This is a genomic window from Thermomicrobium sp. 4228-Ro (assembly GCF_026241205.1).
GTDB lineage: Bacteria > Chloroflexota > Chloroflexia > Thermomicrobiales > Thermomicrobiaceae > Thermomicrobium.
In genome coordinates this window covers 517714-542655 of record NZ_JAPFQM010000001.1, presented here as the reverse complement: position 1 = coordinate 542655, position 24942 = coordinate 517714, and the positions used below count along the sequence as shown (strand labels likewise).

The following is a 24942-nucleotide window of genomic DNA, read 5'->3' as shown; positions in this document are numbered from 1 at the left end:
AGGAGTAGGGAATCGTGAGCGCGGAACGCAGCGTCCTCTCAGTACCGGGATCGCGTCCTGAGCTCTTCGAGAAGGGGCTCCGGTCGGAAGCTGATCTGGTCTTTCTGGACCTGGAGGACTCGGTCGCGGACACAGCCAAGGACGATGCGCGTCGAGCAGTCTGTCGCGCGTTACTGGAGCTCGACTGGCGAGGACGGCCGCGGGCGGTGCGCATCAACCCGGTCGATTCACCGTATTGGTATCGCGATCTGGTGGAGCTGGTTGCTGGAACGAATGGGTCGGTCGACATCCTCATCGTCCCGAAGGTGAACAGCCCGGCTGATGTCGAAGCGGTTGCAAGGGTCCTCGACACGCTCGAAGCGGCGTGCGGACGAGTGGGGCGTATCGCGCTCGAGGTACAGGTAGAGACAGCGAAGGGGTTGATCGAGGTGGAGGCGATCGCCCGGACGACGGACCGCTTGCGTGCGCTCGTCTTCGGGCCTGGCGATTACGCCGCGTCGGTCGGGATGCCGATGACCGCGATCGGTGCTTTCGACCAGTGGGACGAGCTGTACGAGGGTTCCCGCCTGGATTACCCCATGCACCGCTTGCTCGTCGCAGCGCGTGCTTTTGGACTGCTGGCAATCGATGGCCCCTATGCGGATTTCCGCGATCCGGAAGGGCTGCGGCGCGCTGCGCTGCGGGCGCGCGCGCTGGGCTACGATGGGAAGTGGTGTATCCATCCAGCGCAGATCGCAGTCGTGAACGAGGTGTTCACGCCGACCGATGAAGAGGTCGCGTGGGCGTGGCGTGTGGTGCAGCGCTATCGAGAAGCGGAGCGGGGTGGGCAGGGAGCCACGGCGATCGGCACGACGATGCTGGATGCCGCGAGTCTGCGGATGGCGGAGCGGACACTCGCACGCGCCCGCGCGGCGGGACGTCCGGTCGACGCGCAGGGGGAAACAACCCGGGGCGACGTCGAGGCAGGTTCGGGATGAGATTTGGACCCGGCGAAGCTGGTCGTTGAGCATGGCCAGTGAGGAGCGCAGTTCTGTATCGGTGCCCTTCCGGTGAGCCGGTGATCGTGGCTCCCATCGAGGACTCTGCCGAGAGCTGTTTCCAGTCGTACGGACACGATTGCCGGTGTGTCAAGCGCGTGGTAGGGTACTGGGCAGCGAGGAGATCCGGCGCCGGAGCGGGGTGATACGTTGGATCGAGGATAGGGACGAGAGGTGTCTCTCGATCTCAGAGTATGGTTACTGGTTCTCATCAGTGCCCTCCTTCTCGTCACGATCGAACTGACAGAGGATTTCCTCGAACGAGTGTCGCCACGGCTTCATCGGCCAGCCGCTGGTTGGGCGTCCTCGGAAGGGCTGCGCCTTCTCTGGATGGTGGTCGGTAGCTTGGTATTTCCTGGAATCGTCCTGCTGCTACTGAATCTCGCGTTGCTTGCGTGGCGTGACTTGTCAGCTTCTCCGGTACTCGTCCTCGGCGCGGTGTTGATCGCGATCGGTTGGCTGGTCTATCTCGTACTCGTGAGCCAGATCGGCGGACTGGAAGAGTATGTTCAGAGCCTGGGTTTCACCTTCCCACTCGCTGTTTCGGCGATCGTTCTCCTCGCCGATCTCTTGTTACTGATCGCGTTCCTCAGCGCGATGCCTGACGTTTCACTTCGGCAACTACTGTCGTGAGGTCGAGACTTTCGGGTGCTGGTGTCCCGTCCGTGTCGAAGCCCGGTTCCCGCGATGCGAGATAGTACGTCATGCTCTGCAGTGCACCGATCGGGTCGATATCGCGGACGACAATGCCGGGTGGCACGTGGAGGGTGACGGGCGCATAGTTGAGGAGAGCACGCACTCCCCCCGCGATCAGCTTGTCCGCGACTTCCTGCGCTGCCTCGGCTGGTACAGCGAGGATACCGATCCGAATCGCGAGTTCGCGCACGACACGCTCGATCTCCGTCTCAGGCCGGACGACGATGCCGTTCACGACTTGCCCAACGTGCTCAGGGCTCTTCGCGAATATCGCAGCGATCCGGAACCCGTTCGGTTCGAACCCGCGGTGGTGAGCGATGGCCTGCCCGAGGTTGCCGTAGCCCACCAGGGCAATGTTCCAGGTTCGGTCGAGGTTCAGGATGGCTTCGAGTTCACGGATGAGCGTCTCGACATCGTAGCCGTAGCCTTGTTTTCCGAATCGACCGAAGTACGAGAAATCGCGACGAACCTGGGCAGCCGTCGTACCGAGGAACTTCGCCAGCTCCTCCGAAGAGATCGCTTGCCAACCATCTCGCCGGAGCTGGCGCAAGGTTCGCAAATACAGTGGAAGTCGTCGGATGACGACGTCAGGTACCGCGCCGTTGCGCACCGCTGCTGTGCCCCCGTTCATGTTCGTTCCGGATACACGCGAGCGTTGCAATGCGTCGTGCGCGGCAACTGTACAGTATCGCGTCGTTTCGTGCAAATCCGGGCTCAGCCCCGGAACCAGTTGGCGATGGGCAGCCGCCGATCGCGGCCGAATGCACGGGGCGAGAGTTTCACGCCGGGCGGTGCCTGCCGACGTTTGTACTCGGCTCGGTCGACCATCGCGATGACGCGATCGACGATCGCAGGGTCGAAGCCCTGACGGATCAGTTCCTCGCGACTCATGTCGTGTTCGACATACAGTTCCAGCAACGGATCCAAAATTTCGAACGGCGGTAGGGTGTCGACGTCCTTCTGGTTCGGCCGTAGTTCAGCGGAGGGTGGCTTCGTGAAGACTCGCTCTGGTATGACGGGCGAAATCGAGTTGCGGTACCGTGCCAGTTCGTAGACCAGCAACTTCGGTACGTCTTTGAGAACGCCGAAACCGCCTGCCATATCACCGTACAATGTCGAGTACCCACATGCCATCTCCGATTTATTGCCCGTGGTCAGGACGATCGGGCCGAAGCGATTGGAGTATGTCATGAGGATCGTGCCACGGATGCGCGCCTGCAGGTTCTCGTCCGCGACGTCAGGTTCCTCCGGCTGGTTGCCGAGCGGAGCCAGGATCTCGCGGAAGGCGTGGTGCACCGTCTCGATTGGAACGATATGGAAATGGATACCCAAATTGCGGGCGAGTGCTTCGGCGTCATCGATGCTGTGGCGCGAGGAATAGCGGCTCGGCATCGAGAGGCCAGTGACGTTCTCCGGGCCCAGTGCGTCAGCCGCGATACAGGCAGTCAGAGAAGAGTCGATCCCCCCTGATAAGCCGATCACCGCTGTGCGGAAGCCGGTCTTGCGGACATAGTCGCGAACGCCGGTGACGAGCGCTCGATAGACTTCGGCTACTCCGTCCAAGGGCACACGCGGGCGCCGCAGATGGTCCGGCAGTGGCGGAAGTGGATGCTCGGGAACCGGTAAGGGAATCGGGTGGTCGCTCACTGGGAGGTGAGCGTGGGACTCGAGGCGAGCCAGCCAGCGCCGGCGCGGGTCATGCAGCCAGCTGGAAAGGACACGAGTAACCGGGATATCGACGACAATCAGATCTTCCTCGAACGATGCTCCGCGAAAGAGAACATTGCCGTTCGGATCGAGGACGAGGCTATTCCCGTCGAAGACGAGTTCGTCCTGCCCCCCGACCATGTTGACGTACGCCAGGTAACAGCCATAGTCGGAGGCCCGTGTCTGGAGCATGGTCTGGCGCTGGTGCCACTTCCCACGGTGATACGGAGAGCCATTGATGTTCACGAGGAGATCGATACCGTGCGTTGCCAGACTGCTGGCTGGTCCGATCGGATACCAGATATCCTCACAGATCGTCACACCGAAGCGGAGATTCCCCCAGAGGAAGCGAAACGTCTCGGTGCCGCGCGCAAAATAGCGGTCTTCGTCGAAGACGCCGTAGGTCGGCAGGTGGTGCTTCGGTACGACGGCGACGAGATCGCCACGGGCGAGCACAGCTGCACTGTTGAAAAGCATGCCGCCTTGGGCCCACGGTACGCCGACGATCAGCACGCGATCCGGCACCGTGTCGACGAGCTGGAACAGCGCTCTCCGTGCTGCTTCGATGAAGCTGACCTTCAGGAGAAGATCTTCCGGTGGATATCCCGTAATGACCAATTCAGGAAAAGCGATGATCTGTGCTCCCAGCTCCGCAGCCTGCCGAGCGTAGTCACGGACGAGTCGGAGGTTGCCCGCGAAATCGCCAACTGTCGGGTCGACCTGGGCGAGGGCGACTCGCCAGACATCCTGGGTCATCCGATCGTTCACCACGTTGTCCCTCCCCGTCCACGTACGCGTTCGATTCGCTGAGAGTGTAACCGACGGTCAGTGAGGCCGCGTGCCGTACAATTAAGCGAACAGCCGACGTGATTCGGCCCGGAGGGGTTGAACGAATCGTTATGCCCATGCTGGTGCAGCTGAGTGTGCGCAACCTGGCGATCATCCGGGACGTCCAACTCGAGTTCGGACCCGGACTGACGGCACTCACCGGGGAGACCGGCGCAGGGAAATCGATTCTGATCGATGCACTGGGACTCGTACTGGGTGCTCGCGCATCGAGTGACCTGGTACGGTCCGGTGCGGCACGTGCCTGGGCGGAGGCCATTTTCGACCTGTCCGATTCGCCGGCAGGTGGAGCACTGCTCTCCCAGCTCGCCGAGTACGGCGTCGAGCCCGAGGACGGCCAGTTGATCGTGACGCGTGAACTTCAGGCGAGTGGCCGGAGTCTAGCCCGCATCAACGGTCAGGCTGTACCAGCGAGTGTGCTGAGCACGATCGGCAGCGCGCTCGTCGATATTCACGGCCAGAGCGATCATCTCTCGCTCCTGAAGACGGAGCGGCAACTGGAACTCCTCGATCGGTATGCAGGACTGCTCGGTCTCCGCGAGGAACTCGCGCGTACGGTGCAGGAATATCGCTCCGTGCGACGCCAGCTCGAACAACTGCGGGCGGAGGAGCGAGAGCGCGAGCATCGAGCGGACCTTCTACGGTACCAGATCCAGGAGATCGAGTCCGCTCGCTTGCGCCCGGGTGAAGAAGACGAGCTTCTCGCTGAACGGGCGCGGCTGCAGAATGCCGAGCGGTTGGCGCAGCTGGCTACGGAGGTGTTGGCGCTTCTCGAGGGGGAGGAGCTCGGACTACTCGATGGCCTCCGGCGCGCGAGTGTTCGCCTCGATGAACTCGGCCGCCTGGATCCTGGGCAACAGACACTCGCTGAGCAGTTGCGCGACGCGCTCTACGTGCTCCAGGATGTTGCGCGTACGATCGGTGCGTACGTAGTAGGGATCAACGCTGATCCGGAACGCTTGACAGCGGTCGAGGATCGGATCGATACGATCCGCCGCCTCAAGCGCAAGTACGGCGACACGATCGAGGTGATTCTCGACTATGCCGAGCGAGCGCGCTGTGAACTCGCGTCGCTCGAATCGAGCGGAGAACGGATTTCTCAACTGGAAGCGCAAATCGCCGAGCTTGCTGCGACCGTGGTTCGGTTGGCGAAGGAACTCAGCGAGCGTCGTCGCGAAGCGGCACGAGCTCTCGAGGAGGCGATGAGCGAGGCGATGCGTGCTCTGCGCCTGGGACAGGGCGTGTTCATCGTCTCGTTTGGAGATGGGCCCGCGATCTCGGATCCACTCGCTGCAGCCGATCGGTGTACCGAAGCCGGCTGGGATCGCATCGAGTTCGTGATGGCACCGAATCCGGGACAGGAGCCGCGATCCTTGGCGCGGATCGCTTCGGGTGGGGAACTGGCACGCCTGATGCTGGCTTTGAAGTCGATTCTGTCGGAGGTCGATGACACACCGACACTCGTGTTCGACGAGATCGATGTCGGGATCGGAAGCCGGAGTGCGCAAGTGGTCGGGGAGCGTTTGTGGCAATTGGCGCGCCAGCACCAGGTGATCGTGATCAGTCATCTACCGCAAATCGCCGCGTTCGCGGATCGGCACTTCAAGATCACCAAACACGTCGTGGATGGGACGACCGAAACGCGCGTTCACCTGCTGCACGGTGAGGAGCGGCTGGAGGAGTTGGCAGCGATGCTCGACGGTACCCCAGTGACTCCCGAGTCGCTGGCGAATGCCCGCGCGATGATCGAGCGGGTCGAGCAACGGAAGGCGGTGCTTACAGGTGTGGGTGCACCGGTGCGGTCATCGGTACGATCAGAGCGTAGCGTTCGGAGGTGATGCGTGCAGCCCAATATGCGGTTGTTGAAACAGGTACAGGAACAACTCGCGAAACTCCAGGCCGAACTGGCTGAACTCGTCGTGCAAGGGTCAGCGGGTGGTGGAGCAGTCCGCGTGGAGGTGAACGGACTTCGTCAGGTCCAGCGTGTGCATCTCGACCCGAGTGTCGTCGAGGCTGGCGATGTCGAAATGCTGGAAGATCTGATCGCTGCAGCGATCAATGATGCGCTCCGCCGCGTCGAAGAGCAGGTGAACGCGAAAGTGGGAGCACTCGCGGGTGGCCTCGGGCTTCCTTTCCCAGGTGGAATGTAAGGGGGGACGATGCGGCTCGGCATCATGGTCGAAGGGCAGGAGGACGTTACCTGGGATCGGTGGTTGCGGATCGTCGATCTGGCTGAGTCGCTCGGTTTCGATTCGCTCTGGCGGTCAGATCATCTCTTCTCGGTCGTCGGTGCGGCCGATCGCGGATCGCTGGCGCTCTGGCCATCACTGACCGCGGTTGCGCTGCGGACGCGGCGGATCCGTTTCGGGCAACTGGTCTCGCCCGTGACCTTCCGACACCCGGTGGAGCTGGCTCAGAATGCGGTGGCACTCGACCATCTCTCCGGCGGGCGGTATGTTCTGGGTATCGGCGCTGGTTGGTTCGAGCGCGAGCATCGTGCTTTCGGTTTTCGGCTGCCTCCGGTAGCGGAACGGTTGGAACGGCTCGAAGAAGCGCTGTGCATCGTGCGTCTCCTATGGAGTGGGGAACGCGTCCATTTTTCGGGCAAGCACTTCCAGCTCGGGGACGCTGTGCTTCGTCCTCGACCGAGTCGACCGGACGGCGTGCCGATCATGATCGGGGGTGGAGGAGAGCGGAAAACCCTGCGCCTCGTGGCCGAATTCGCGACCGAATGGAATCCGGGTTTTACGGATCCGGACGGATTCCGACGGAAGGACGAGCGCCTGCGAGAGTATTGTGAGGCACTCGGTCGCGACCCGAGCACGATTCGCCGGACGTTGATGGCCGGGTATGTGATCGGCCGGACGCATGACGAGCTCCGGCGGCGCGCCATGCGGCTGCAGGACTACTTGACGGGTGAGCAGCCGCTGTACTTCACGAGGCGATACGAGCCGGACGAATTCCTCGCCGAACTACGCCGACGCTGGTGGTTCGTGGGGCGACCGGCGGAGATCGTCGACCAGCTCCGATACTGGGGATCGCTCGGAGTTGACCTCGTGATGCTGCAGACGCTTGACCTCGACGATACGGAGCAGATCGAGTTACTGGCCGAAGACGTTCTCCCGTACGTGTGACGTGAGGAAGCGAGGCGACGACTAATATGCTGGTGGTGCTTCGTGTCGCCTGGTAATTCGATACTGAATATCATGCGATCGTCGTGGTGCGGGAAGGGTAGGGCGTGAAGCGATGCAGCTCGGGGTGATGGTGGCCATCCAGGAGGACGTCACCTGGGACGGCTGGTTACGTGTCGTGGACTTTGCGGAACGAGTCGGATTCGAGTCGATTTGGACCTCGGATCACGTGTGGACCGTCATTCCGGGGCTCGTCAAGGAGTCACTCGCGATGTGGCCGGCACTGACGGCAGCAGCGCTGAAGACGTCGCGGGTCCGCTTGGGGCAGCTCGTCTCGCCGACGACGTACCGGCATCCAGTCGAGCTCGCACAGAATGCCGTGGCGCTCGATCACCTCTCCGGGGGACGGTATATCCTCGGAGTCGGAGCAGGCTGGCAGCAGCGGGAGCACGAGGCCTTCGGTTTCGTCTTAGCGCCCCCGGGCCAGCGGCTGGCTCGCCTTCGTGAGGCCTTGGAAATTATCCGGCAGTTGTGGACCGGAGAGCCGGTCACGTACTCGGGCCGCTTCTTCCGGTTGGATGGTGCGGTGTTGCGGCCGCCACCGCTGCGCCCCGAGGGAGTACCGATCCTGATCGGCGGCGGGGGTGAGCAGAAGACGCTCCGGATCGTGGCTGAGTTCGCCGATGAGTGGAATCCCGGTTTCACCGACCCAGACGGCTTCGTTCGCAAGAATCGCTTGCTGGAGGACTATTGCCGAGCGATCGGTCGCGACCCGCGAATGATCGAGCGGACGCTGATGTTGACGTACCTCATCGGGCGGAATCAGGTCGAACTCCGCGAGAAGGCACGCAAGATGGCTGCCTGGCGCGGCCTCGATCCGGGCGCAGTCGATCCCGATCGAATCCTCGGGGAGTCGCGGCGACGCTGGATGCTCGTGGGGACACCTCGGGAGATCGCTGCCCAGATCCGGAATTGGGGTGCCCTCGGCGTCGAACGCATCCAGCTCCATATGTTCGATCTCGACGACCTGGATGGGCTGGATTTGCTCGCGCGCGAGGTCGTGCCTCTCGTCACGGAGTGAGCCAAACTGGTATCCAGGCCAGATCACCGCTCGGTCCAGTCCGAAGGGGGACACATGCGCATCGGCATCATGGTCGAAGGGCAAGAGGCTGTGACGTGGGAGCGTTGGCAGCGCGTCACGGCGTTGGCCGAGGAAGTCGGGTTCGATTCGCTCTGGCGGTCCGACCATCTGTTCTCAGTGCTCGGAGTGATCCAGCGAGAAACACTCGCGCTCTGGCCGTCGCTGACGGCGGTGGCGCTTCAGACTCAACGTATCACGTTCGGTCAACTCGTTTCGCCGGTCAGCTTCCGGCATCCGGTCGAACTGGCCCAGCACGCTGTCGCGCTCGACCACCTCTCGGGTGGGCGCTATGTGCTGGGCGTGGGTGCGGGTTGGTACGAGCGTGAGCATGCGGCGTTCGGCTTTCCCTTGCTCTCACTGCGCGAGCGAATGGACCGTATGGAGGAAGCGCTCGAAGTGATTCGCCTGCTCTGGAGCGGGGAACGCGTGTCCTTCGACGGGCGGTTCTACCGATTGCGCGATGCGGTGCTTCGGCCGCGCCCGCTCCGCGAGAGCGGCGTGCCGATCGTGATCGGCGGGCGCGGCGAACAGCGAACCCTGCGGATGGTCGCACGGTATGCAGCCGAGTGGAACGTCACCAATGTCGATCTCGACGAGCACCGCCGGAAGATGGAAGTGCTCGACGAACATTGCCGAGTCCTGGGCCGCGATCCGCACACGATCCTGCGGTCGTGGATGGTCGCGCATCTGATCGGCCGTGATGCGAGCGAATTGCGTGAACGCGCTGAGCGCCTCAAGCACTGGTTCCCGCTCTGGCAGGAAATGCCCGCCGATCAGGTCATCGTCGAGGCCAGAAAGCGCTCCTGGCTCGTTGGCACGGTCGACGAGATAGTCGAGCAACTCCGGGCACGCGCGGCGATCGGCGTGCAGCGGGTCATGCTGCAGACGTTCGACTTGGACGACAGCGACGCCCTGGAGTCGATCGCGCGGGAGGTCGTGCCGGCAGTGGCCGACTGCTGAGTCTCGTCACCTCCCGTCCTTTTCGAGATCGGCGAGTACCTGGAGCGCGCAGTTACGACCCGGCGCGCCGAAGACGGCGCCGCCCGGCCAGGCGCCTGACCCACAGAGGTACAAGCGTTCGATCGGCGATTCGTAGCCGTTGAAGTCAGGGGTCGGACGCCCGAAGAACATCTGATCGGGCGTGATCTCACCGTGGAAGATGTTGCCGCCGGTTATGCCGATCGTCTCTTCGATATCGCGTGGACCGAGAACGAGCATGTGCTCGATCGCGTCCCAGATGTTCGGGGCGTACTCGGCGAAGGTATCGATGATGTTCCGCCCGATCTCGTCCTTCCGTTCTTCCCAGGTGCCGTCGGCGAGGTCGTAGGGAGCGTACTGGACGTAGAGCGACATGACGTGTTTCCCAGGAGGTGCGAGCCCGTCCTCGGTCGCTGACTGGATGTAGCAGTCCATGAACGGCCGAGCTGATGGGCGTCCGTGCTTGCAATCTTCCCAGGCGCGCTCGAGGTAGTCGATCGATGGGTTGATCACGATACCGCCGGTGTGCTGCGGACCGACCTGCGTTCCAGGTAAGCAGCGGAAATCCGGGAGCTGGTTGAGCGCCAGGAGGACCTTGACGACGGACCCCTTGACCTTCAAGCGAGCGATGGCATCCCGGAACGATGGAGGGAGCACGCTGGACGGCACCAGCTGCAGGAATGTCCGCTGGGGATCGGCGTTGGAGAGGATGGCACGGGCAGTGAAGCGCCGTCCGTCGGCGAGTCGGACAGCACGAGCGACACCGTTCTCGACTTCGATCTCGACGACCTCAGCATGAGTGAGAATCGTCACACCGTGATCGCGGCAGTAGCCAGCGAGTGCTTCCGCGATCGCTCCCATGCCGCCGCGCACGAAACCCCAGGCACCCTGGTGACCGTTCAGATTACCGAGGAGGTGGTGGAGCTTCACATAGGCACTACCGGGCGTTCGCGGTCCGAGGTTGACACCGATGACACCGCCGGTACAGAGCGGTGCCTTGATGTACTCGCTTTCGAAGAAAGTATCGAGTACGTCTGCGATACTCCGAACGAGCAGCGTTCGCAGGTCATCGCGGCCCACTGGTCCCGAAAAGGCTGTCTCCAGCTCAGCGAGAGTCGGTGCAGGCCGGAGGACGAAGGGGCGGAAGCGAGCGATGATGCGGTTCCACATGGCCCAGTAGTCCGACCACCGGTCGGCATCTCGGCGAGAGAACTTCGCGAGTTCCTCGTAGGTGCGCCGCTCGTCAAGAAAGACCAGCAGATGCTGGCCGTCCGGGAAGGGGACGAAGTATTGCGGATCGAACGGCCGGACGTGGTAGCCGTACTCGGTGAGGTGGAGATCCTGCACGACCTCGGGGAGAAGCAAACTGCAGACATAAGAACAGGTCGAGAGTCGGTAACCGGGAAAGTGTTCCTCGGTCACGGTCGCGCCACCGATGATGGGACGACGTTCGAGCACGAGGACGCGCCTGCCAGCGCGCGCGAGGTACCCCGCGGCGATCAGTCCGTTGTGTCCAGCACCGATGACGATCGCATCGTACATCGTCTCGCTCACTGTGCGCCCCCCACTCGTTCCTGCACGCAGCGCGGGGGATTGTCGCACCGCTCGCGCGCGCGTGCAAGAGTCGTATCCGGTGATAGGGGAAGAACAGGCCGCACCATCCGTGGGCCCGTGCACGGCGCTCCGGTGCGAGGATGCCAGGTTCGGTTCGACACAGCGGAATCGTGCCCGGCTTCTCGACCGGACGAGACCGAGCAGAACAGGCTGCCCGGTCCATTACGACCGGGCAGTCTGCGGAGGTGCAACCGGTTCGTGTTCGAACCTATGGTTGTTGCTGCAGTTGCCGGATGTACGAAACGAGCTCCCAGCGTTGCTCGGGTGTGAGTACCTTCCCGAATGCCGGCATGTTCGTGAGTCCACCAGGATATTGCACTTGATTCTGCGGTGAGGTGTAGCCGTTAGTCAGGATCCAGTACAGTTCACCGTCTGTGCGGGAGACGATGGCAGGATCCTTGAGATTCGCTGGTGGAACAGCGCCCTGGGCAGCTTTCCAGTAGGCAGAGAGCGGGCCGTTGCCTTGACCGTTCGGCCCATGACAAGCAACGCAGTTCACTTGATAGAGCTGTTGACCACGAGCTGCTGCTTGCGGATCGTTCGCGAACGGGTTTTGCAGGTTACGGGCTTCCTCGAGTGTGTACTGTGGCTCGCCGCCTGAGGTGGGAACCACCCCAGCCGGGATATCGAGTCGTGGTGGCTCCTGAGCGCGGAACGACTTCTGATAGTGCATCTCGCTGAAGAAGTCGATCGGATAGGTGTTCGTCGAGGCACACGCGCTCGCGACCACGGCGAGAGCCGTTCCGACCAGCAGGCCGAGCACGAGGCGTCGTGCCTTGTGCACGTACACACGGTATCGAGCCATCGTACCAGTCCCTCTCTCTCGGCCGCGCTAGCTCCGTGCCGGCTGCTTCCCGACAGTCCCGTTCTCGGTCAGGATATCCTCCGGGTTCGCCTTGCGAAGCGCTTCGATGGCCTTGGCCTCGCGCTCCGGGGCGGTTCGCACCAGGATGCCGATGTATCCCGCAGTAATGCGAGGATCATACAGTGCACGACCGATCCAGGGGAGTCGCGATTCGAAAAGAACTCCAAGCACCGTGAAGATCAGGGCACCGAGCATCGTGCCCTCGTACATGATGATGATCATCGGTGGAATGGAAAGGAGAGGTTTTCCGCCCGTGAGGAGCGGGAAGGAAAGCTGTGTCCCGCCCGTGATCAGCAGACCTGCTGCAAAGCCACAGGCAGCACCGATGAGCGGGAAGACGAACAGCCGGTGGATACCCGATTCCTCTCCGAACGTTCCCTCCGGGTAGGGGGCATTGGAGAGCACTTCGAACTCGCTCCGACTGAAGCCCGCCTCGCGCAGCGCGTCGGCCGCGGCGACAGCAGAGTCGAGATCGCGGTAGAGACCGAGTACTTCACGGATCGCCATAGTTGCCTCGCTTTCCCTTGCCTGCCCGTCCGCCTAGAACTCGCGCACGATCGCGTTGACGACACGCTTACCGACCTGCAGCTGCTGTGCGAAGTGCTGACCCTCCTTCTCTTCCCAGACCGAGATGGGCGGGAAGATCTTGGAGAAGACGAGCAACAGGAATCCAACGAGCGCGAAGGAACCGAGGACGATGCTGAGCTCGACGATCGACGGTCGGTACCAGTTCCAGTCGAAGGTAAATTCGTACTTCCGCATGAGACCAGGCTTGATGAGCCAGTACCGCTCGGCCCACATGCCGACGTTCACCAGGATCGACGTCCAGAACATGATCTTCACGTTGCGGCGGAAGCGCTGAAAGATCCAGATGGGAACCGGAATGAAGTACCCGAAGATGAAGATCAACGCCGTCAGCACGTTGAAAGGCCACTGGAAGAGGCGGAACTGCATGATCTCGAGCTCACGGGCTTCCTGCGGATAGATCGCGAAGAAGATGTCGAGCAGGAAGAACCACAGCCAGCCAGTACCGACCGCGATGAGCAGACGGCCGATGGCATCGAAATGTTCCAGTCGGATGTAGTGGTCGAAACGGAACAACCAGCGCATCAGTGCCATCAGCGTCACGACGGCGGAGACACCGGAGTGAATCGCTCCGATGACGAAGTAGGGCGCGAAGACGGTTGCATGCCAGGTCGGCACGAGCGAGACCGCGAAGTCCCAGGAGACGATGGAGTGGACGGAGACGAAGACCGGCAAGATGAGACCGGAGAGAAGGAACCCAGCGATCGTCTGCATCTTCCACTGGCGCTCGTTCCCGCGCCAGCCGAGTGCGAGGATCGTGTAGAGGACCCGCCGCCAGCCGGTGGTGCGGTCGCGCGCGAGCGCCATATCCGGAATCATGGTCGTGTAGAGAAAGAGCGTACTCCCGGTGAGGTAGGTGAGGATCGCGCTCGGGTCCCAGACGAGCGGACCGCGGACGTCCGGCCACAGGTTTCGCCAGAAGTCGTACGGGAAGACCCAGTAGAGCGTGCGCCAGGGGCGACCGGTGTGGATGACCGGGTGGAGCATCGCGGTCATGAGGCTGAAGATGGTCATTACCTCGGCCGCGCGCGTGACCGGGCGTCGCCATTCAGCCTGGGTGAGGCGCAGGATGGCCGAGATCATCACGCCCGCGTGACTGATACCGATCCAGAAGACGAAGTTGACGATCATGAAGCCCCACATATTGGGGCGACTGAGTCCGGTGACACCCAGACCCCAGTAGAACATCCAGCTGACCGCGAACACGAAGATCGCCAGTACCGCCCCCAGACCGATGAAGCCGACCCACATCATCGGTGTGGTGGTGACCAGCGGCCGGAAGAGTTCGCGCGTGATTTCTTCTTCACCGAGCCGGTGTCGCTCTTGCATCGCTGTCCCCCAGCCTCGCTCTTCTCGACAGTTCCGTGTCGATCCGTCTCACTCCGGTTTACCGATGACGATCAGGCGGGCGTGCTTGAACGGCTTGTGCGCCCGCAACCAGAGACCGCCGACGACCTCCGCGACCGAGGGGAACGGCAGATAGCGTGTCGCCCAGAGCACCAGCATGAGGGCGCCAGCGACCATGCCGACCACAATGACGATGTCCGAGATGCCGGGGATGTACGCAGCTGGAACCTCATGCAGCTCGTGTGCGTGTCCCAAGAGGGCACTATCCGGTTGCGAGAAGGCAGCGGAGGTGAGCCGGATACGATCGATCAGATTGCCGACGAGGACGATGCAGGCCACGACAGTGGGGCCGGTAATGCTGCGCCGAATGGGGTTCCACATGAGGGTCAGGAGCGGAAGCGCGAAATTCATCGCGAAGGACAGGATGAAGGGCCAGCGGTAGGTCTCGGCCATGATGAGCTTGAGGACGTTGATCTCACGGGGCGTTCGACCGTACCAGAAGATGATGAACTCCGACCACCAGAAGTAGAACCAGAGCAACGAGAATGCCAGGAGGAGTTTCCCGAGTGCCCAGAACTGCTCGCGACCGAGGTAGTCTGCTTGGCCGCCCCAGCGTCGGAGTACCGCCATGGTAACGATCGTGAGGGCGATCCCAGCCTGGAACGAGGTGATGGTGAAGTACGCCGGGAACACGGCGGTGAAGTAACCGGGTATCAGCGCGATGATGAAGTCCGAGGCGAGGACCGTCATGACCGGCACGTAGATGAGGACGTAGAGGACGCCGATGTTGTTGACGACCTTCTCGTACATGCGCCACTGGCGGTGCGACCCGATCCAGCCACGGCTGAGCCAGGCTGCCAGCCCGCGCTGCGCCGGTGAGCCGTGGTCGCGGACGATCGCCAGGTCCGGCAGACTGCTGAACCAGGCGAAGAGATAGCCAGCGCCCGTCAGCGCCAGCATCAGGATGGCTCCCCACAGCCATGGGGAGAGCGGCCAGCCGAACCAGATGGACAGACGGTCCTCGGTTCCGGGAAAGGTCGGGAGGAGCAAGAGGTAGAGAATGAGCGGAATGATGAGTGTCACGCCCCAGATCTCCGACGCGCGGTTGACCGGTCGTCGCCAGTGGCTCCGGGCGACCCGGAGTGCGGTGGAGAGTGCAGGTGCTGCGGCTGCAGTCGACATGAGATACAAAAAGGCGACCGCGACATACGTCCAGGCCTGGCGATCAGCGAAACCCTGACGCAGCGGGAATGCGAGCAGAGCCAGAATACCCAGGACGAAAAGTGCCGCACTGACGAGGAAGAGCGTACGCCGTCCAGCGCCGATCGAGCGGATCCAGCCAAGGGCAGCGTTGAGGACGTCGGACGGAGCGAGCTCCCAGGTTCGTTGGAGTTCGTGCCCGTGTGCGTGACCGTGCGTCGCCATGTGCCCTCACCCCGTTTCTCTCGACCACCGATCAGTGCGTCGCGGCCGGCTCTGCTGCGGCCGCGACGTCGATCTTCTTCAAGTAATAGACCTTCGGGTCGGTGCCCAGATCCTCGAGCAGGCGATAGACGCGCCCCTCCTGCTCGGCTTGCGCGAGCAACTTGCTGACAGCGCTGTTCGGGTCGTCCAGATCGCCGAAGACGATCGCGTTCGTCGGGCAGGCTTGCGCGCAGGCGGTCGTCACTTCATCCGTGCGGAGTGCCCGTTTCTCGACCTTGGCTTTCTGCTCGGCTTTGACGATACGGTGGACGCAGAAATTGCACTTCTCCATCACTCCGCGACTGCGCACCGTCACATCAGGATTGAGCTGGTTCTTCAACGAGTCAGGCCACTTCGGTTCCCAGAAGTTGAAGAACCGGACGTGCCAGTGGCAGTTCACCGCGCAGTAGCGGGTGCCGATGCAGCGGTTATAGACCTGCATGTTGATGCCCTCGGTCGTGTGGTAGGTGGCGTAAACCGGGCAGACCGGCTCGCAGGGCGCGTTCGTGCATTGCATACACGGTACGGGAATGTAGCGTGCCTTGATGTTGGGATATTCGCCCTCCCAGTACCGCTCGACGCGGATCCAGGCGATAGCGCGGCGCTGGTGGTAAACATCCTCCGTATTGATCGGCACGTTGTTTTCCGCCTGGCAGGCGACGACGCACGCCTCGCAACCGATGCAGCGATCCAGATCGATCACCATTCCCCAGCGTGGCATGATGTCCGTCCTTTTCCCCTCTTCCCGCTCACGCCGATGGCGCCATGACGCGCACGATCGGGAACTCCTCCAGCTGGAACGCCGGGACGTTCCCCTCGAAGCGGGCGAGACGCATCCGGCGACCGGTCTTTTCGATCCGACAGCGCGTCGCACTCCATGCCAACGTGCCCGTATCGGGATCGGTCTGCGGCGCGACGACCGTCAAGGGATTGACCCCGCGCCCTTCGGCGTACCGACCGTAAGCAGTGTGGCCCTGTCCGAAGGGAATCGCGATCACACCTGGTTGCGCAGCCGGATTGACGTAGACGGGCAACTCGACGGTTCCCTGCGGCGTCGTGAGGCGCACGACATCTTCGGTCGTCAGCCCGAGCTCGTCAGCCGTTCGCGGTGCGACTTCGAGCCACGTCTGCCAGACATTGGTGCTGATCGGTTCGGGCAGCCCTTGCAGCCACGGGAGGTGAGCGAGTTCACCGTATCCGAGGGTGTGCGATGGGTACGGCAGGAGAACGGATGGGTATTGGCTGGTGTCACCAATGAATTCCGGTCCGCGCGGACTGGTGATCCTGGTTGCTGGTGTCGTCGCTGAGCCACGGAGCTGTTCGCTCCACCACCCTCCCTGGGCCTGAAGATGAACGAGAAACTCCTTGTCGTTGGCTCCAGGCACGCTGCCACCGCTGAGTCGGCGCAGCTGCACCGCCAGAGCTTTGGTTGCCTCCTCCTGCGAGCCCCACGGGAGTGCATGCCCCAGCTGCTGCGCGAGCTGGATGAGCACGTCGCCGAAGGCACGCCCGTCGACGAACGGTTGGACGACCGGCTGCTGGATCGCAACGGTCGCATATCCCGGACCTGGGTCGGGAACCTGGAGGCCCCACTGCTCCAGCCAGGCCAGGTCGGGAAGGACGAAATCTGCAAGCTGGGTGGTTTCGTCGAAGAACGGTGAGAAGCTCACGACATGCTGCGCCGCGCGCAGTGCATCGGTTGCGCCGACCGCGGGTGGCAAGCTGTAGACCGGATTCGCACGGTAGACGAGAACCGTCGAGATCGAGCCTGCACGAACCTGCTCGAACAGCTCAGCCCACTGGCGCTCACTGAGGACCGCGTCCTGGGGAACGCGCAACTCGGCGAGCGGCGGATCCGGGTTGAGCAGCAGCCCGCCCGGTTGATTGAGGTTACTCAAGAGCAGGTTCAAGCCGAAGCAGGCGACCAGGTTGAAGAAGCCGTTCGTGGCAGCTGCCGCACTGGTACCCGCGATCACGACGGCCGGTTGGTGCTCGACCAGCGCGTGGGCGATTTCGCGGATCTGCTCAGCGTTCAGGCCGCTCGTCTCGGCTGCTCGCTCGGGAGTGAACTCGCTGGTCAAGCGTGTCTCGTCGATGCCGAGAGCCGTGAGGTAGGGACGGAACGTGTCAGCCGGGATACTCCCCTCGGTCAGCAAGACGTTGGCGATCGCGAGCGCGACCAACCCTTCGGTCCCCGGTGTGATGGGGAACCAGCGGTCGGCGTTGGCTGCCGTCGCCGAAAGGCGGGGGCCAACATGATAGTAGAGGCCGCGCTTGCCCGGCCGACCCTGACGAAATTCGCCGTAGGCCCGGGCCAAAGCGACCGGTGCGATCCAGCCGTGTAAGAAGTCGGCACTGAAGTTCAGGAGGAAGGGCGCATTCCCGAGATCCGGATACGGCAGCATGCTCGTGCCGAACAGGCGCTGCATCGCTGTGCGCAGAACGACGAACTCGTCCGGTTCGAGAATGGCATGACGGATACCGGTCGCCTGCCGGAACGCATTGATGATGGCTGCCTGAGAGCTGGACGGACGGCCGGTTATGAGGACGGCACGATCCCCACCGTTCTCGCGGAGGACCTGTGCGACTTCCTGGAGCGCGCTGTCCCACGAAATCTGCTGGAATTGCCCACTGCCGCGGGAAGCCGCGCGCTGTGGTCCCGCGATCCGGTCGGGATGGTACAGCTCTTGGACCAGTGCCTGGGCGCGCGCGTCGCTCTTCCCGGCGATGCCTGGAAAATCGGGGTTTCCGTCCACTTTCTTCGCTCGGCCCTCGAACACGCGGACGATCAGGCCGTAACCTCCCTGGTCGGGAGGGGCTGCTGTCGCGAACCAGGCATCCCGACCGTAAACCCAATCGTTCGGCGTATGGACCGGCTGCGCGATCTTGAACTCGGTCTCGGGAACGCCGTCACCGATCCGGCCGCACCCAGCGAAGAGCACGGCACCGGTTGCCGACGTCGCCGCGACCTTGAGGAACTCACGTCGTCGCATGCCCTTCTCCAACGTCCGCCTCCCCACAATCTCTTCGCGGGTCACCTCGGACTAGTAGTGGCAAACAGAACAGTCGACGCGGGCTCCGTTCTGCTGATGACAGGTGATGCAGTCACCCATGCGCAAGTCGCGAACCTGCTGCACGCCAGGCTTCCCCATCGCACCGACATTACCATGGCAGGTCGAGCACTGGAAACCGAAGCTCAGATGCACGGAGTGCACAAAGTGGCTGTGATCGGGAAGCTGGTGGACTTTGTTCCAGAGGATCGGCTGGTTCTGCTCGAAGGCGGAGACGAGCTTCTCGAGTTCCGGGCGCCCCTGCGCGGGGATGATCTTGTGACACTGCATGCAGAGCTCGATGGGTGGAAGCGTCGCCTGCGCCGAGGTCGTCGCGTTGCGGTGGCAGTAGGTGCAGTCGAGCCCGATCGCCTGCACATGCACCTGGTGCGGGAACTGAATCGGCTGGGCCTTGACCGGTTGCGCGGTCGGCGACAGGAAGTAACTCCGTGCCAACACGAGCGCGAGCGGAATCGCCATGATGACGAGCACGACGAGTACGAACACTAGGAGCCGCGCGTAACGCATCCCCGAACTCCGTTCCCTTTCCCTGCTCCCGCACGCCGAGCGCTCGGTATTCCCGGGCTTAGATCCAGCGACGCGGCCAGATCTCGTAGAGCACCTGGATGCCGTTCACGATATTAACGAAGGCATAGAGGGCAGCGAGCAGGAAGACGGCAGCGAGCACGAAGAGGATCGGGCGAATCGCGCTGACCTTCGCGGGAAGATCACGCGTCGAGACGAGCGACGGGATAATGGCGTACGCGACGAGCATATTCGCCGCGAAGGCGACGACACAGGCGAGGAATGCCCAGAACCAGATCAGTGCCTGGTGGATCTGTTCCCACTGCGCGGGGGTGACATTTGCCGGTGTCATCTCCATTCCTCCACGACACCGAGCGGGGAGCTCGGCCCATCCCTTCCCGTCCGTCGCACCGTGACGCCCCTGGCTCTCCCGTCACGGGCGGGTGGCGCGCGGCGCTCCTTCTGTGAGCGCCTTCACAACCACACGTAGGATGCTCGGCACGGCATCCTGTGTCAAGGGGAAATGGGCACGATGTCGGACAGTCGGGTACGTGAAGGGAGCGATGCGGTGTCGGGACCGAGTGAAGCCTATGTCACGCTCTGCCAGCGCTTCGCTCGCTGGCTCACGAGCGATCGTCGTGCCGAACCGGGTGACTGGGTCGTCGCACGCGGTGCGTTGCCGCAGGCAGCTCGAGTGGTGACGGAGCCGGTCGTTGTCGGGAATGCAGAAGTCGTCGTGCCACGGTTGGAGCGCTTGCTGACGGATCTGTCACGGGAGTGCGCGGCATTCGTACTCGACTACAGCTCGGGCGAGTACGCGTGCGTCGCCTTCGACGAACAGGGACGAACACTCGCCAACGTCGTCGCGGGCGACCCGGCAGCGGCCCTGGCACAGGCGCTGGTGTTCATTCGCGCCGAGCGTGCTGCGCAGACAACGGAAGAAAAGGGAGAGAAACACTAGAGCGGTCGCTGCTGCGTGCTCGTTCGTTTCCTTTTGGCCCGTGCCCGTGTCGAGCCGGACCAATCGACGACGAAGCCAGCGCGGCGCAGGGTCGTGACGAGTTGCGATCGCCGTTCGGGTTCGCATCGTGTGACGACGAGTTCGCGGGATCCGATCGGAAATACTGTCCAGTGTGCACGCTCCAGCACATCCCGAGCTCGATCGCGGTCCGTTTGGCTGCTGAACGCGATGACGACCGCGTGATGTACGACTGCAGGGTGACTCTGGGTGAAGAGCGCGACGAAGCTCTCGGGCCAGCCGGGTGGGAGGGAGCGATCGGTCGCCTGCTCGAAGTGTCGGAGAATAGCGCGGGCCAGTTTCTCCGGTTCAGGCGGGGTACCATCCAATTGCGCGGATTGCAGCACATAGTGCGCGATACGCTCGGGAGTCAGGTGCCAGGCGATACCCGATCCGAGCGGCAACGGCTCACCGAGCCGTGCTGCCAACCAGACCGCAAACGGAGACGGACGTTCCAAAGTCACCTCGGGATAGCCGGTAAGCCGCAGGTGCAGCGGGAACCGTAGTGGTGGTGTCTCGTCGCCCTGGCCGAGGATCCAGGTGATCCAGGGTGTCGTCCGGATGACAAGGCTTCGCGCACGTGTCCAGCCGAGAGAGATCAGTCCGAGCCAGGCCAATTCCTGCGCCAGACGATCGAGAGAACGATCAGTGACGAGAGGGTGCTCGCTGTCCAGGCTCGACCACTCGTACCAGGTATTCTTCTCGAGCGCTTGGAGTCGTTCGAGTACACGATGTCTCCTCGCGCGCTCCCGGGGATCTGGCACCGATCGCCAGATTCGGAGCAGGCGGCGAGCTTGCTCGGCGAAACCCAGCTGCAGCCAACTACGCAAGCGTGGCAGATCGACGGTTCCGTCGGCACGCAGCAAGCTGAGGGAGCGCGCGGCGCGCTCGAGATACGCGATATACGCTTCTCGGTCAAGCGGATCGATCCAGTACCACGAAGTGGCCCGGCTGGGCGACGGTGTCACGCTCGTTTCCGCCTGCATCGGCCCCGACCGGTACGCGAGCGAGCGGGCGAGCAGGAGCAGGAGATCAGCCAGCGTCGCTGGCGGTGCTGTTGCCGGAAGCGGCTCGACCGCGTCGGAGACGGGTGCAGGTCGAAGATCTCGTGTGTCTTGTGGTGTCGTGAGCATGCTCGGCAGGAGGATAGCGAGCTTGTCCCGGAATGCAGTGCGCCAGATCCATCCCCACCGAGCGAGTTCGCTCACGGTCGACCGGAGTTCGGCGAATGATCCGCGTGACCGTTCCACGAGTTCTTGAAGAGGAACGGGGTGTCGTTCCTGGAGGAGCGTGTGGAGGAGAACCTGAGCAGACGGGGAGAGTTGTCCTCGCACTCCGCTCAGAACGTCCGGGCGACTCATGCGGGTCAGCAAGAAGGTGAGGGCTTCCTGCCGCGTGGTCACTGTCGGGACGACCGGCATGCCGTACCGTTCGGCCAGCTCCAGAAGCTCATGGTCGGTCAGGCGCTCGAGCAGCGTCGAGAGCGGTGTATCGGACGGCAGTGGCTCGCTTCGCTCATGCTCGAGGCGAAGCACCAGGCGAATCAGTTCGTTCGCGAGGAACAGTCGTATGCCATGCTCCGAGGATTCCGACGCCAGAATGCCAGCGATGTACAGTTGGCGGGCTGTGGCGAGAACAGACGACTCATCCGCGCCGAGTACCCCAGCGAGCGTATCCGGATCGAGGGGCGTTCGGTGATGTGCCAGCGTCGTCAGGATGGGGTGGGCGAGGGGTCCGATACGCTCGATACCGAGCGCGAGTTGCCAGGCATCGGTCAGGATCGGATAGAGAATCCCGACGAGTTCGGCTGCATCTCCTGCGTTGGGAAGGTCCCAGAACCGCGCGGCGCCCGCGAGTACCCGTTCCGACCGCTCGTGCAACACGACGATCAAGGGACGCATGGTCGACCGCACCTCGCACGTCGTGGAACGAGCGTAGCACGACGTGCACGAGCGCTACGAATCGAACCGGCCTCATTCCCGCCGCTCGGCTGCGAGTTCGAGCTGGAGTGCTGGCGGAGTCTGTGGGAGCATCGGGCGCCGCAGCGCGAAAAGGATACGGTGGTACCGGATGAGGAGGACTGCGAGACCGATGACCGTACGGAAGGCCAGACCGAAGGCACGGTACGTGACCGCGATGGCGGTGGCTCGCCCGAATCCAATGCCGACGATGTTCAGAAGGCCGATAACGCTCAGTTCGTTGGTACCGAACCCGTTCGGGATCGGCACCAAAAAGTGCGCGAGCATCGTCATGCCATGGACATAGATTGCTTCGTGCAGGTGCAGACCACGCAGTGTCAGTGCTTCAGCCAGCACGACGAGGATGGCCGCGATAACGAGCGAGGAGACGAGGCTGGCGAGCACTCCAGGAGCGAGCGCCCGCGGGGTACAGAGGGTCGCGAGCGTCATCCGGGCATCTCGCTCGGCGGGAACGAGGCGACGAGTGTAACGAGAACGCTCGAGCAGACCGGTCAGGGCTGTACCGAAACGATCGCTCCGTGCACCAGTGACGAACAGGAGCACGATCGCTCCTCCGGCGGCAGGAGCGGCGAGCTGGTACGAGGCTTGTCCGGTGAGGACAATGCCCCCGAGCGCGAGAAGCGAGACGGCAAAGAGATCACCGAACCCCTGCACCAGCAGCGGGGGTGTGGTGTGGCGCAGGCGAATCCTCCCGCCACCGTGTTCCTCGGCGAGGCGAGCGGAGAGCAAGGCTCCGCCAGGGAGGGAACAGGCCGCCTGCGATGCCAGGTAGCTCGTGAGACCATCCACGACACGGATCGGGAGCTGAGCTGCCCGCAGATACCAGGCCCAGCGCAGACCTTTGACGAGTTCGTTGACACCCAAGAGTGCGAGGAGGGCGAGGACGATCTCGACCGAAAGACCATCGAGCGTCGCAGTGATCAGACTCGGATCAGCGAAGCTCCAGAACGCGATCCCGCAACCGAGCGCGACAATGGTGACGATCACGACACGTCGCATCGAAAGCTCCACGAAGCCAGTACACCCCCGCTGGGGCGACGCTCTCCGCGCGGCGTCGTCCGCCTGGGCATCCCGAGGAGTTGCAGCCGAGTCCGGAACAGTGAAGACGGTATCGTGAGCCCGAGGCGAAGGACTACGCCCTCAGTCTACAAGAATCGGTCGCGTCCGGCAATCCCGACAGTGGCGGGAGTACGATTCGCGTCTCACCAGCCGCTCGCAGCGATCAGGTCGGCGACGATACGACCACGGGTGATTTCGTCCGGTTGACCGATGCGACCGGGCCACCACTCCAGCCGAGCATACTCGAACAGCTGGGCGACGTACCAGCGTCCGTCCGGCAAATCGACACGAAATTCCTCCGTGATGGGCAGACCGAAGGTGTCGCGCCCGCCATTGGCTTGCCAGTAGGCTTTGAAGCCGTGGCTCAAGGAGTGCCCGGTTTCTTCGAAGAACCAACGTTCGTCCGAATCAGGAAACGGGTCGATCGGTCGCCAGGCCGATGCTGGGGCAGCAGCGTAATAGCCGATCCGAACGCGATCGACGTCACCGGTGTTGGGGTCATAGACGAGAACGGCGCGCTCGAAATACTGCACGAAACGAACCGAGCCGTCGACCTGAATCTCGCGGAAGAACTCGCTGACCGGAAGACCGTAGCGTTCCCAACCACCACGCTGCCAGGCCGACAGCAGAAAGAGCGGCATGTTATGCCCGGTTTCGGGAAAGTAGGCGTAGCGTGCCGGATCGCGCGGCTGGGTCGGATCCAGCGGAGGCCGCTCGCCGGGTCGCACAGTCGGAATGCCCTCGTATCCCCCCGGTGCAGTGGGGAGGGTAGCGGGCGGGTCCTTCACGAGCCACAGGAAGGTCACCGTGACCCAGTCCGATTGCGTCATCCCCAACGCGGCGAACGCACCGTCGGCAATGTCCATACCGGCCGGACTGCGGACCTTCCGGCCCCAGCCGTCCTTGCCGTCGTTGTACCCGTCGAAGTAGGCAGCTTGGGCAGCTGGTACGCCCTGGGGGAGCCCTTTCCACTTTCGGACCTCAGGTGGATTCCAGTAGTCGTCGTCCACGTTCCACGGGCCGACGTCCCAGACCGGGAGAACCAGACTGCGGCCGCGGTACTCGACGAGGACCTGAAACTCGGTACCGCCGTTACTCGAGAGTGCACACGAGCAGGGCAGGGTGACGAAGGAATCGTTGGGCTGGATCACGTGACCGTTCGCAGTGCGTTGGCCCACCAGACCGAGCCGGTGGGCGTAGATCCGGAAGGTCGCACGCATCTGCAAACTCGCCGAGGAACCGGTCTCCCCACCGGCTGGTCGCAGGTAGTCGGCCAAGGCCCAGCCGGTCAGACCAGCCCACTGAACGTTCCACCAGTGGTTGCCGTCGCGATCCTGCTCGGGGCCGCCGACGACTTGCACGGAGGAGCCTTCTGGGATCACGGTCAGGACGGAGTGATCGTATCCTGGCCCCGACCTGAGGTTGAGGCCGTCACCGTTGGTCCCCGCGACCACAGCCGCTCCTCCGACGGGAACCGCCGTCTCCGCCTGCACCGCTGTCGGTGAGAGGAGCGCGAGCAGGAGAGCGAGGATCGCACAGCCTCGGACGAAAACTCGCATTCGTTCGCGTACTCCTTTCGATTCCGCGTTCGAACGCGCCCTCCGATGGTCGTTCCCAATCTAGCAGAACAGTTCGCAGAGAGCAAGCCCGGTACGTCACGCTCGGATCTCGGAATCTCTTCGCCCTCTTGGATCTCGCGATGATGAACTCATGCGGCTCCTCTGCGTCCGTGACCGTCTCAGTAGCATCGCACAACTGTATCGTTGTGAAATGACGAACAGCCAGGGTCGATTCGTCCCATGCATGGCTACTCGGTTTCAGGTGCTGCGAGAGCGCAGCAGGTGCTCGAACAGTGAGCGCGATTCCGGAGCGATGGGCGATCCTCTGCGATGCGCGTGCG

22 protein-coding genes are annotated in these 24942 nt (G+C 63.1%); 8 read left to right on the top strand and 14 right to left on the bottom strand.

Annotated elements, in window-relative coordinates; all coding sequences use genetic code 11:
* Window positions 1-14 precede the first annotated feature (14 nt).
* Complete coding sequence (locus OO015_RS02760) at window positions 15-977, top strand: HpcH/HpaI aldolase/citrate lyase family protein (RefSeq protein ID WP_265939555.1); 963 nt, start codon at window positions 15-17, stop codon at window positions 975-977.
* Window positions 978-1211: 234 nt separating this feature from the next.
* Window positions 1212-1670, top strand: coding sequence for a hypothetical protein (locus OO015_RS02755; RefSeq protein ID WP_265939553.1), 459 nt, complete (start codon window positions 1212-1214; stop codon window positions 1668-1670).
* On the opposite strand, the gene OO015_RS02750 is transcribed toward OO015_RS02755, so the two are convergent.
* Entirely contained in the window at window positions 1627-2364 is a 738-nt protein-coding gene (locus OO015_RS02750) for a redox-sensing transcriptional repressor Rex (RefSeq protein WP_265939551.1), read from the bottom strand. The genes OO015_RS02755 and OO015_RS02750 overlap by 44 nt on opposite strands.
* A gap of 83 nt (window positions 2365-2447) precedes the next feature.
* Entirely contained in the window at window positions 2448-4208 is a 1761-nt protein-coding gene (locus tag OO015_RS02745; RefSeq protein ID WP_265939548.1) for an NAD+ synthase, read from the bottom strand.
* 131 nt (window positions 4209-4339) lie between these two features.
* Here OO015_RS02745 and recN point away from each other — a divergent pair, with 131 nt between their 5' ends.
* The 5 genes from recN to OO015_RS02720 all read left to right on the top strand — a co-directional run bounded on the left by recN (window position 4340) and on the right by OO015_RS02720 (window position 9518).
* Window positions 4340-6124, top strand: a complete 1785-nt coding sequence (gene recN, locus OO015_RS02740) for a DNA repair protein RecN (RefSeq protein ID WP_265939546.1) — start codon at window positions 4340-4342, stop codon at window positions 6122-6124.
* Window positions 6125-6139: 15 nt separating this feature from the next.
* Complete coding sequence (locus OO015_RS02735) at window positions 6140-6436, top strand: YbaB/EbfC family nucleoid-associated protein (protein WP_265939544.1); 297 nt, start codon at window positions 6140-6142, stop codon at window positions 6434-6436.
* Between the two features lie 9 nt (window positions 6437-6445).
* Window positions 6446-7420, top strand: coding sequence for an LLM class F420-dependent oxidoreductase (locus OO015_RS02730; RefSeq protein ID WP_265939542.1), 975 nt, complete (start codon window positions 6446-6448; stop codon window positions 7418-7420).
* A 112-nt stretch (window positions 7421-7532) separates the two neighbouring features.
* Window positions 7533-8498: a TIGR03560 family F420-dependent LLM class oxidoreductase gene (locus tag OO015_RS02725; RefSeq protein WP_265939540.1), complete on the top strand. Its 966-nt coding sequence runs from the start codon at window positions 7533-7535 to the stop codon at window positions 8496-8498.
* 54 nt (window positions 8499-8552) lie between these two features.
* Window positions 8553-9518 (top strand): LLM class F420-dependent oxidoreductase, encoded by a 966-nt coding sequence (locus OO015_RS02720; protein WP_265939538.1) that lies wholly within the window; start codon window positions 8553-8555, stop codon window positions 9516-9518.
* Between the two features lie 6 nt (window positions 9519-9524).
* On the opposite strand, the gene OO015_RS02715 is transcribed toward OO015_RS02720, so the two are convergent.
* The 9 genes from OO015_RS02715 to OO015_RS02675 all read right to left on the bottom strand — a co-directional run bounded on the left by OO015_RS02715 (window position 9525) and on the right by OO015_RS02675 (window position 19338).
* Window positions 9525-11090 (bottom strand): NAD(P)/FAD-dependent oxidoreductase, encoded by a 1566-nt coding sequence (locus OO015_RS02715; protein ID WP_323053840.1) that lies wholly within the window; start codon window positions 11088-11090, stop codon window positions 9525-9527.
* A gap of 268 nt (window positions 11091-11358) precedes the next feature.
* Window positions 11359-11955, bottom strand: a complete 597-nt coding sequence (locus tag OO015_RS02710) for a c-type cytochrome (RefSeq protein ID WP_265939535.1) — start codon at window positions 11953-11955, stop codon at window positions 11359-11361.
* Between the two features lie 27 nt (window positions 11956-11982).
* A complete protein-coding gene (locus OO015_RS02705) occupies window positions 11983-12522 on the bottom strand; it encodes a DUF3341 domain-containing protein (RefSeq protein ID WP_265939532.1) in 540 nt (179 codons plus the stop codon).
* A 33-nt stretch (window positions 12523-12555) separates the two neighbouring features.
* On the bottom strand, window positions 12556-13929 hold the full coding sequence (gene nrfD / locus OO015_RS02700; RefSeq protein WP_265939530.1) for an NrfD/PsrC family molybdoenzyme membrane anchor subunit: 1374 nt from the start codon (window positions 13927-13929) through the stop codon (window positions 12556-12558).
* A gap of 48 nt (window positions 13930-13977) precedes the next feature.
* Window positions 13978-15372, bottom strand: a complete 1395-nt coding sequence (locus OO015_RS02695) for a hypothetical protein (protein ID WP_265939528.1) — start codon at window positions 15370-15372, stop codon at window positions 13978-13980.
* A gap of 31 nt (window positions 15373-15403) precedes the next feature.
* Window positions 15404-16132 carry a 4Fe-4S dicluster domain-containing protein gene (locus tag OO015_RS02690; protein ID WP_265939526.1) on the bottom strand — a complete coding sequence of 243 codons (729 nt, stop codon included), beginning with the start codon at window positions 16130-16132 and terminating at the stop codon, window positions 15404-15406.
* Between the two features lie 28 nt (window positions 16133-16160).
* Window positions 16161-18404 carry a molybdopterin-containing oxidoreductase family protein gene (locus OO015_RS02685; protein WP_265939525.1) on the bottom strand — a complete coding sequence of 748 codons (2244 nt, stop codon included), beginning with the start codon at window positions 18402-18404 and terminating at the stop codon, window positions 16161-16163.
* Window positions 18405-18455: 51 nt separating this feature from the next.
* Window positions 18456-18989 carry a cytochrome c3 family protein gene (locus tag OO015_RS02680; RefSeq protein ID WP_265939524.1) on the bottom strand — a complete coding sequence of 178 codons (534 nt, stop codon included), beginning with the start codon at window positions 18987-18989 and terminating at the stop codon, window positions 18456-18458.
* A 58-nt stretch (window positions 18990-19047) separates the two neighbouring features.
* On the bottom strand, window positions 19048-19338 hold the full coding sequence (locus OO015_RS02675) for a hypothetical protein (RefSeq protein ID WP_265939522.1): 291 nt from the start codon (window positions 19336-19338) through the stop codon (window positions 19048-19050).
* Window positions 19339-19554: 216 nt separating this feature from the next.
* Here OO015_RS02675 and OO015_RS02670 point away from each other — a divergent pair, with 216 nt between their 5' ends.
* On the top strand, window positions 19555-19947 hold the full coding sequence (locus OO015_RS02670) for a hypothetical protein (RefSeq protein ID WP_265939519.1): 393 nt from the start codon (window positions 19555-19557) through the stop codon (window positions 19945-19947).
* Here OO015_RS02670 and OO015_RS02665 read toward each other — a convergent pair.
* The 3 genes from OO015_RS02665 to OO015_RS02655 form a co-directional block, all read right to left on the bottom strand.
* Window positions 19944-21905 (bottom strand): hypothetical protein, encoded by a 1962-nt coding sequence (locus OO015_RS02665; protein ID WP_265939517.1) that lies wholly within the window; start codon window positions 21903-21905, stop codon window positions 19944-19946. The genes OO015_RS02670 and OO015_RS02665 overlap by 4 nt on opposite strands.
* A 72-nt stretch (window positions 21906-21977) precedes the next feature.
* On the bottom strand, window positions 21978-22982 hold the full coding sequence (locus OO015_RS02660; protein ID WP_265939515.1) for a lysylphosphatidylglycerol synthase transmembrane domain-containing protein: 1005 nt from the start codon (window positions 22980-22982) through the stop codon (window positions 21978-21980).
* A gap of 203 nt (window positions 22983-23185) precedes the next feature.
* Window positions 23186-24601, bottom strand: a complete 1416-nt coding sequence (locus OO015_RS02655; RefSeq protein WP_265939513.1) for an SH3 domain-containing protein — start codon at window positions 24599-24601, stop codon at window positions 23186-23188.
* Window positions 24602-24942 lie beyond the last annotated feature (341 nt).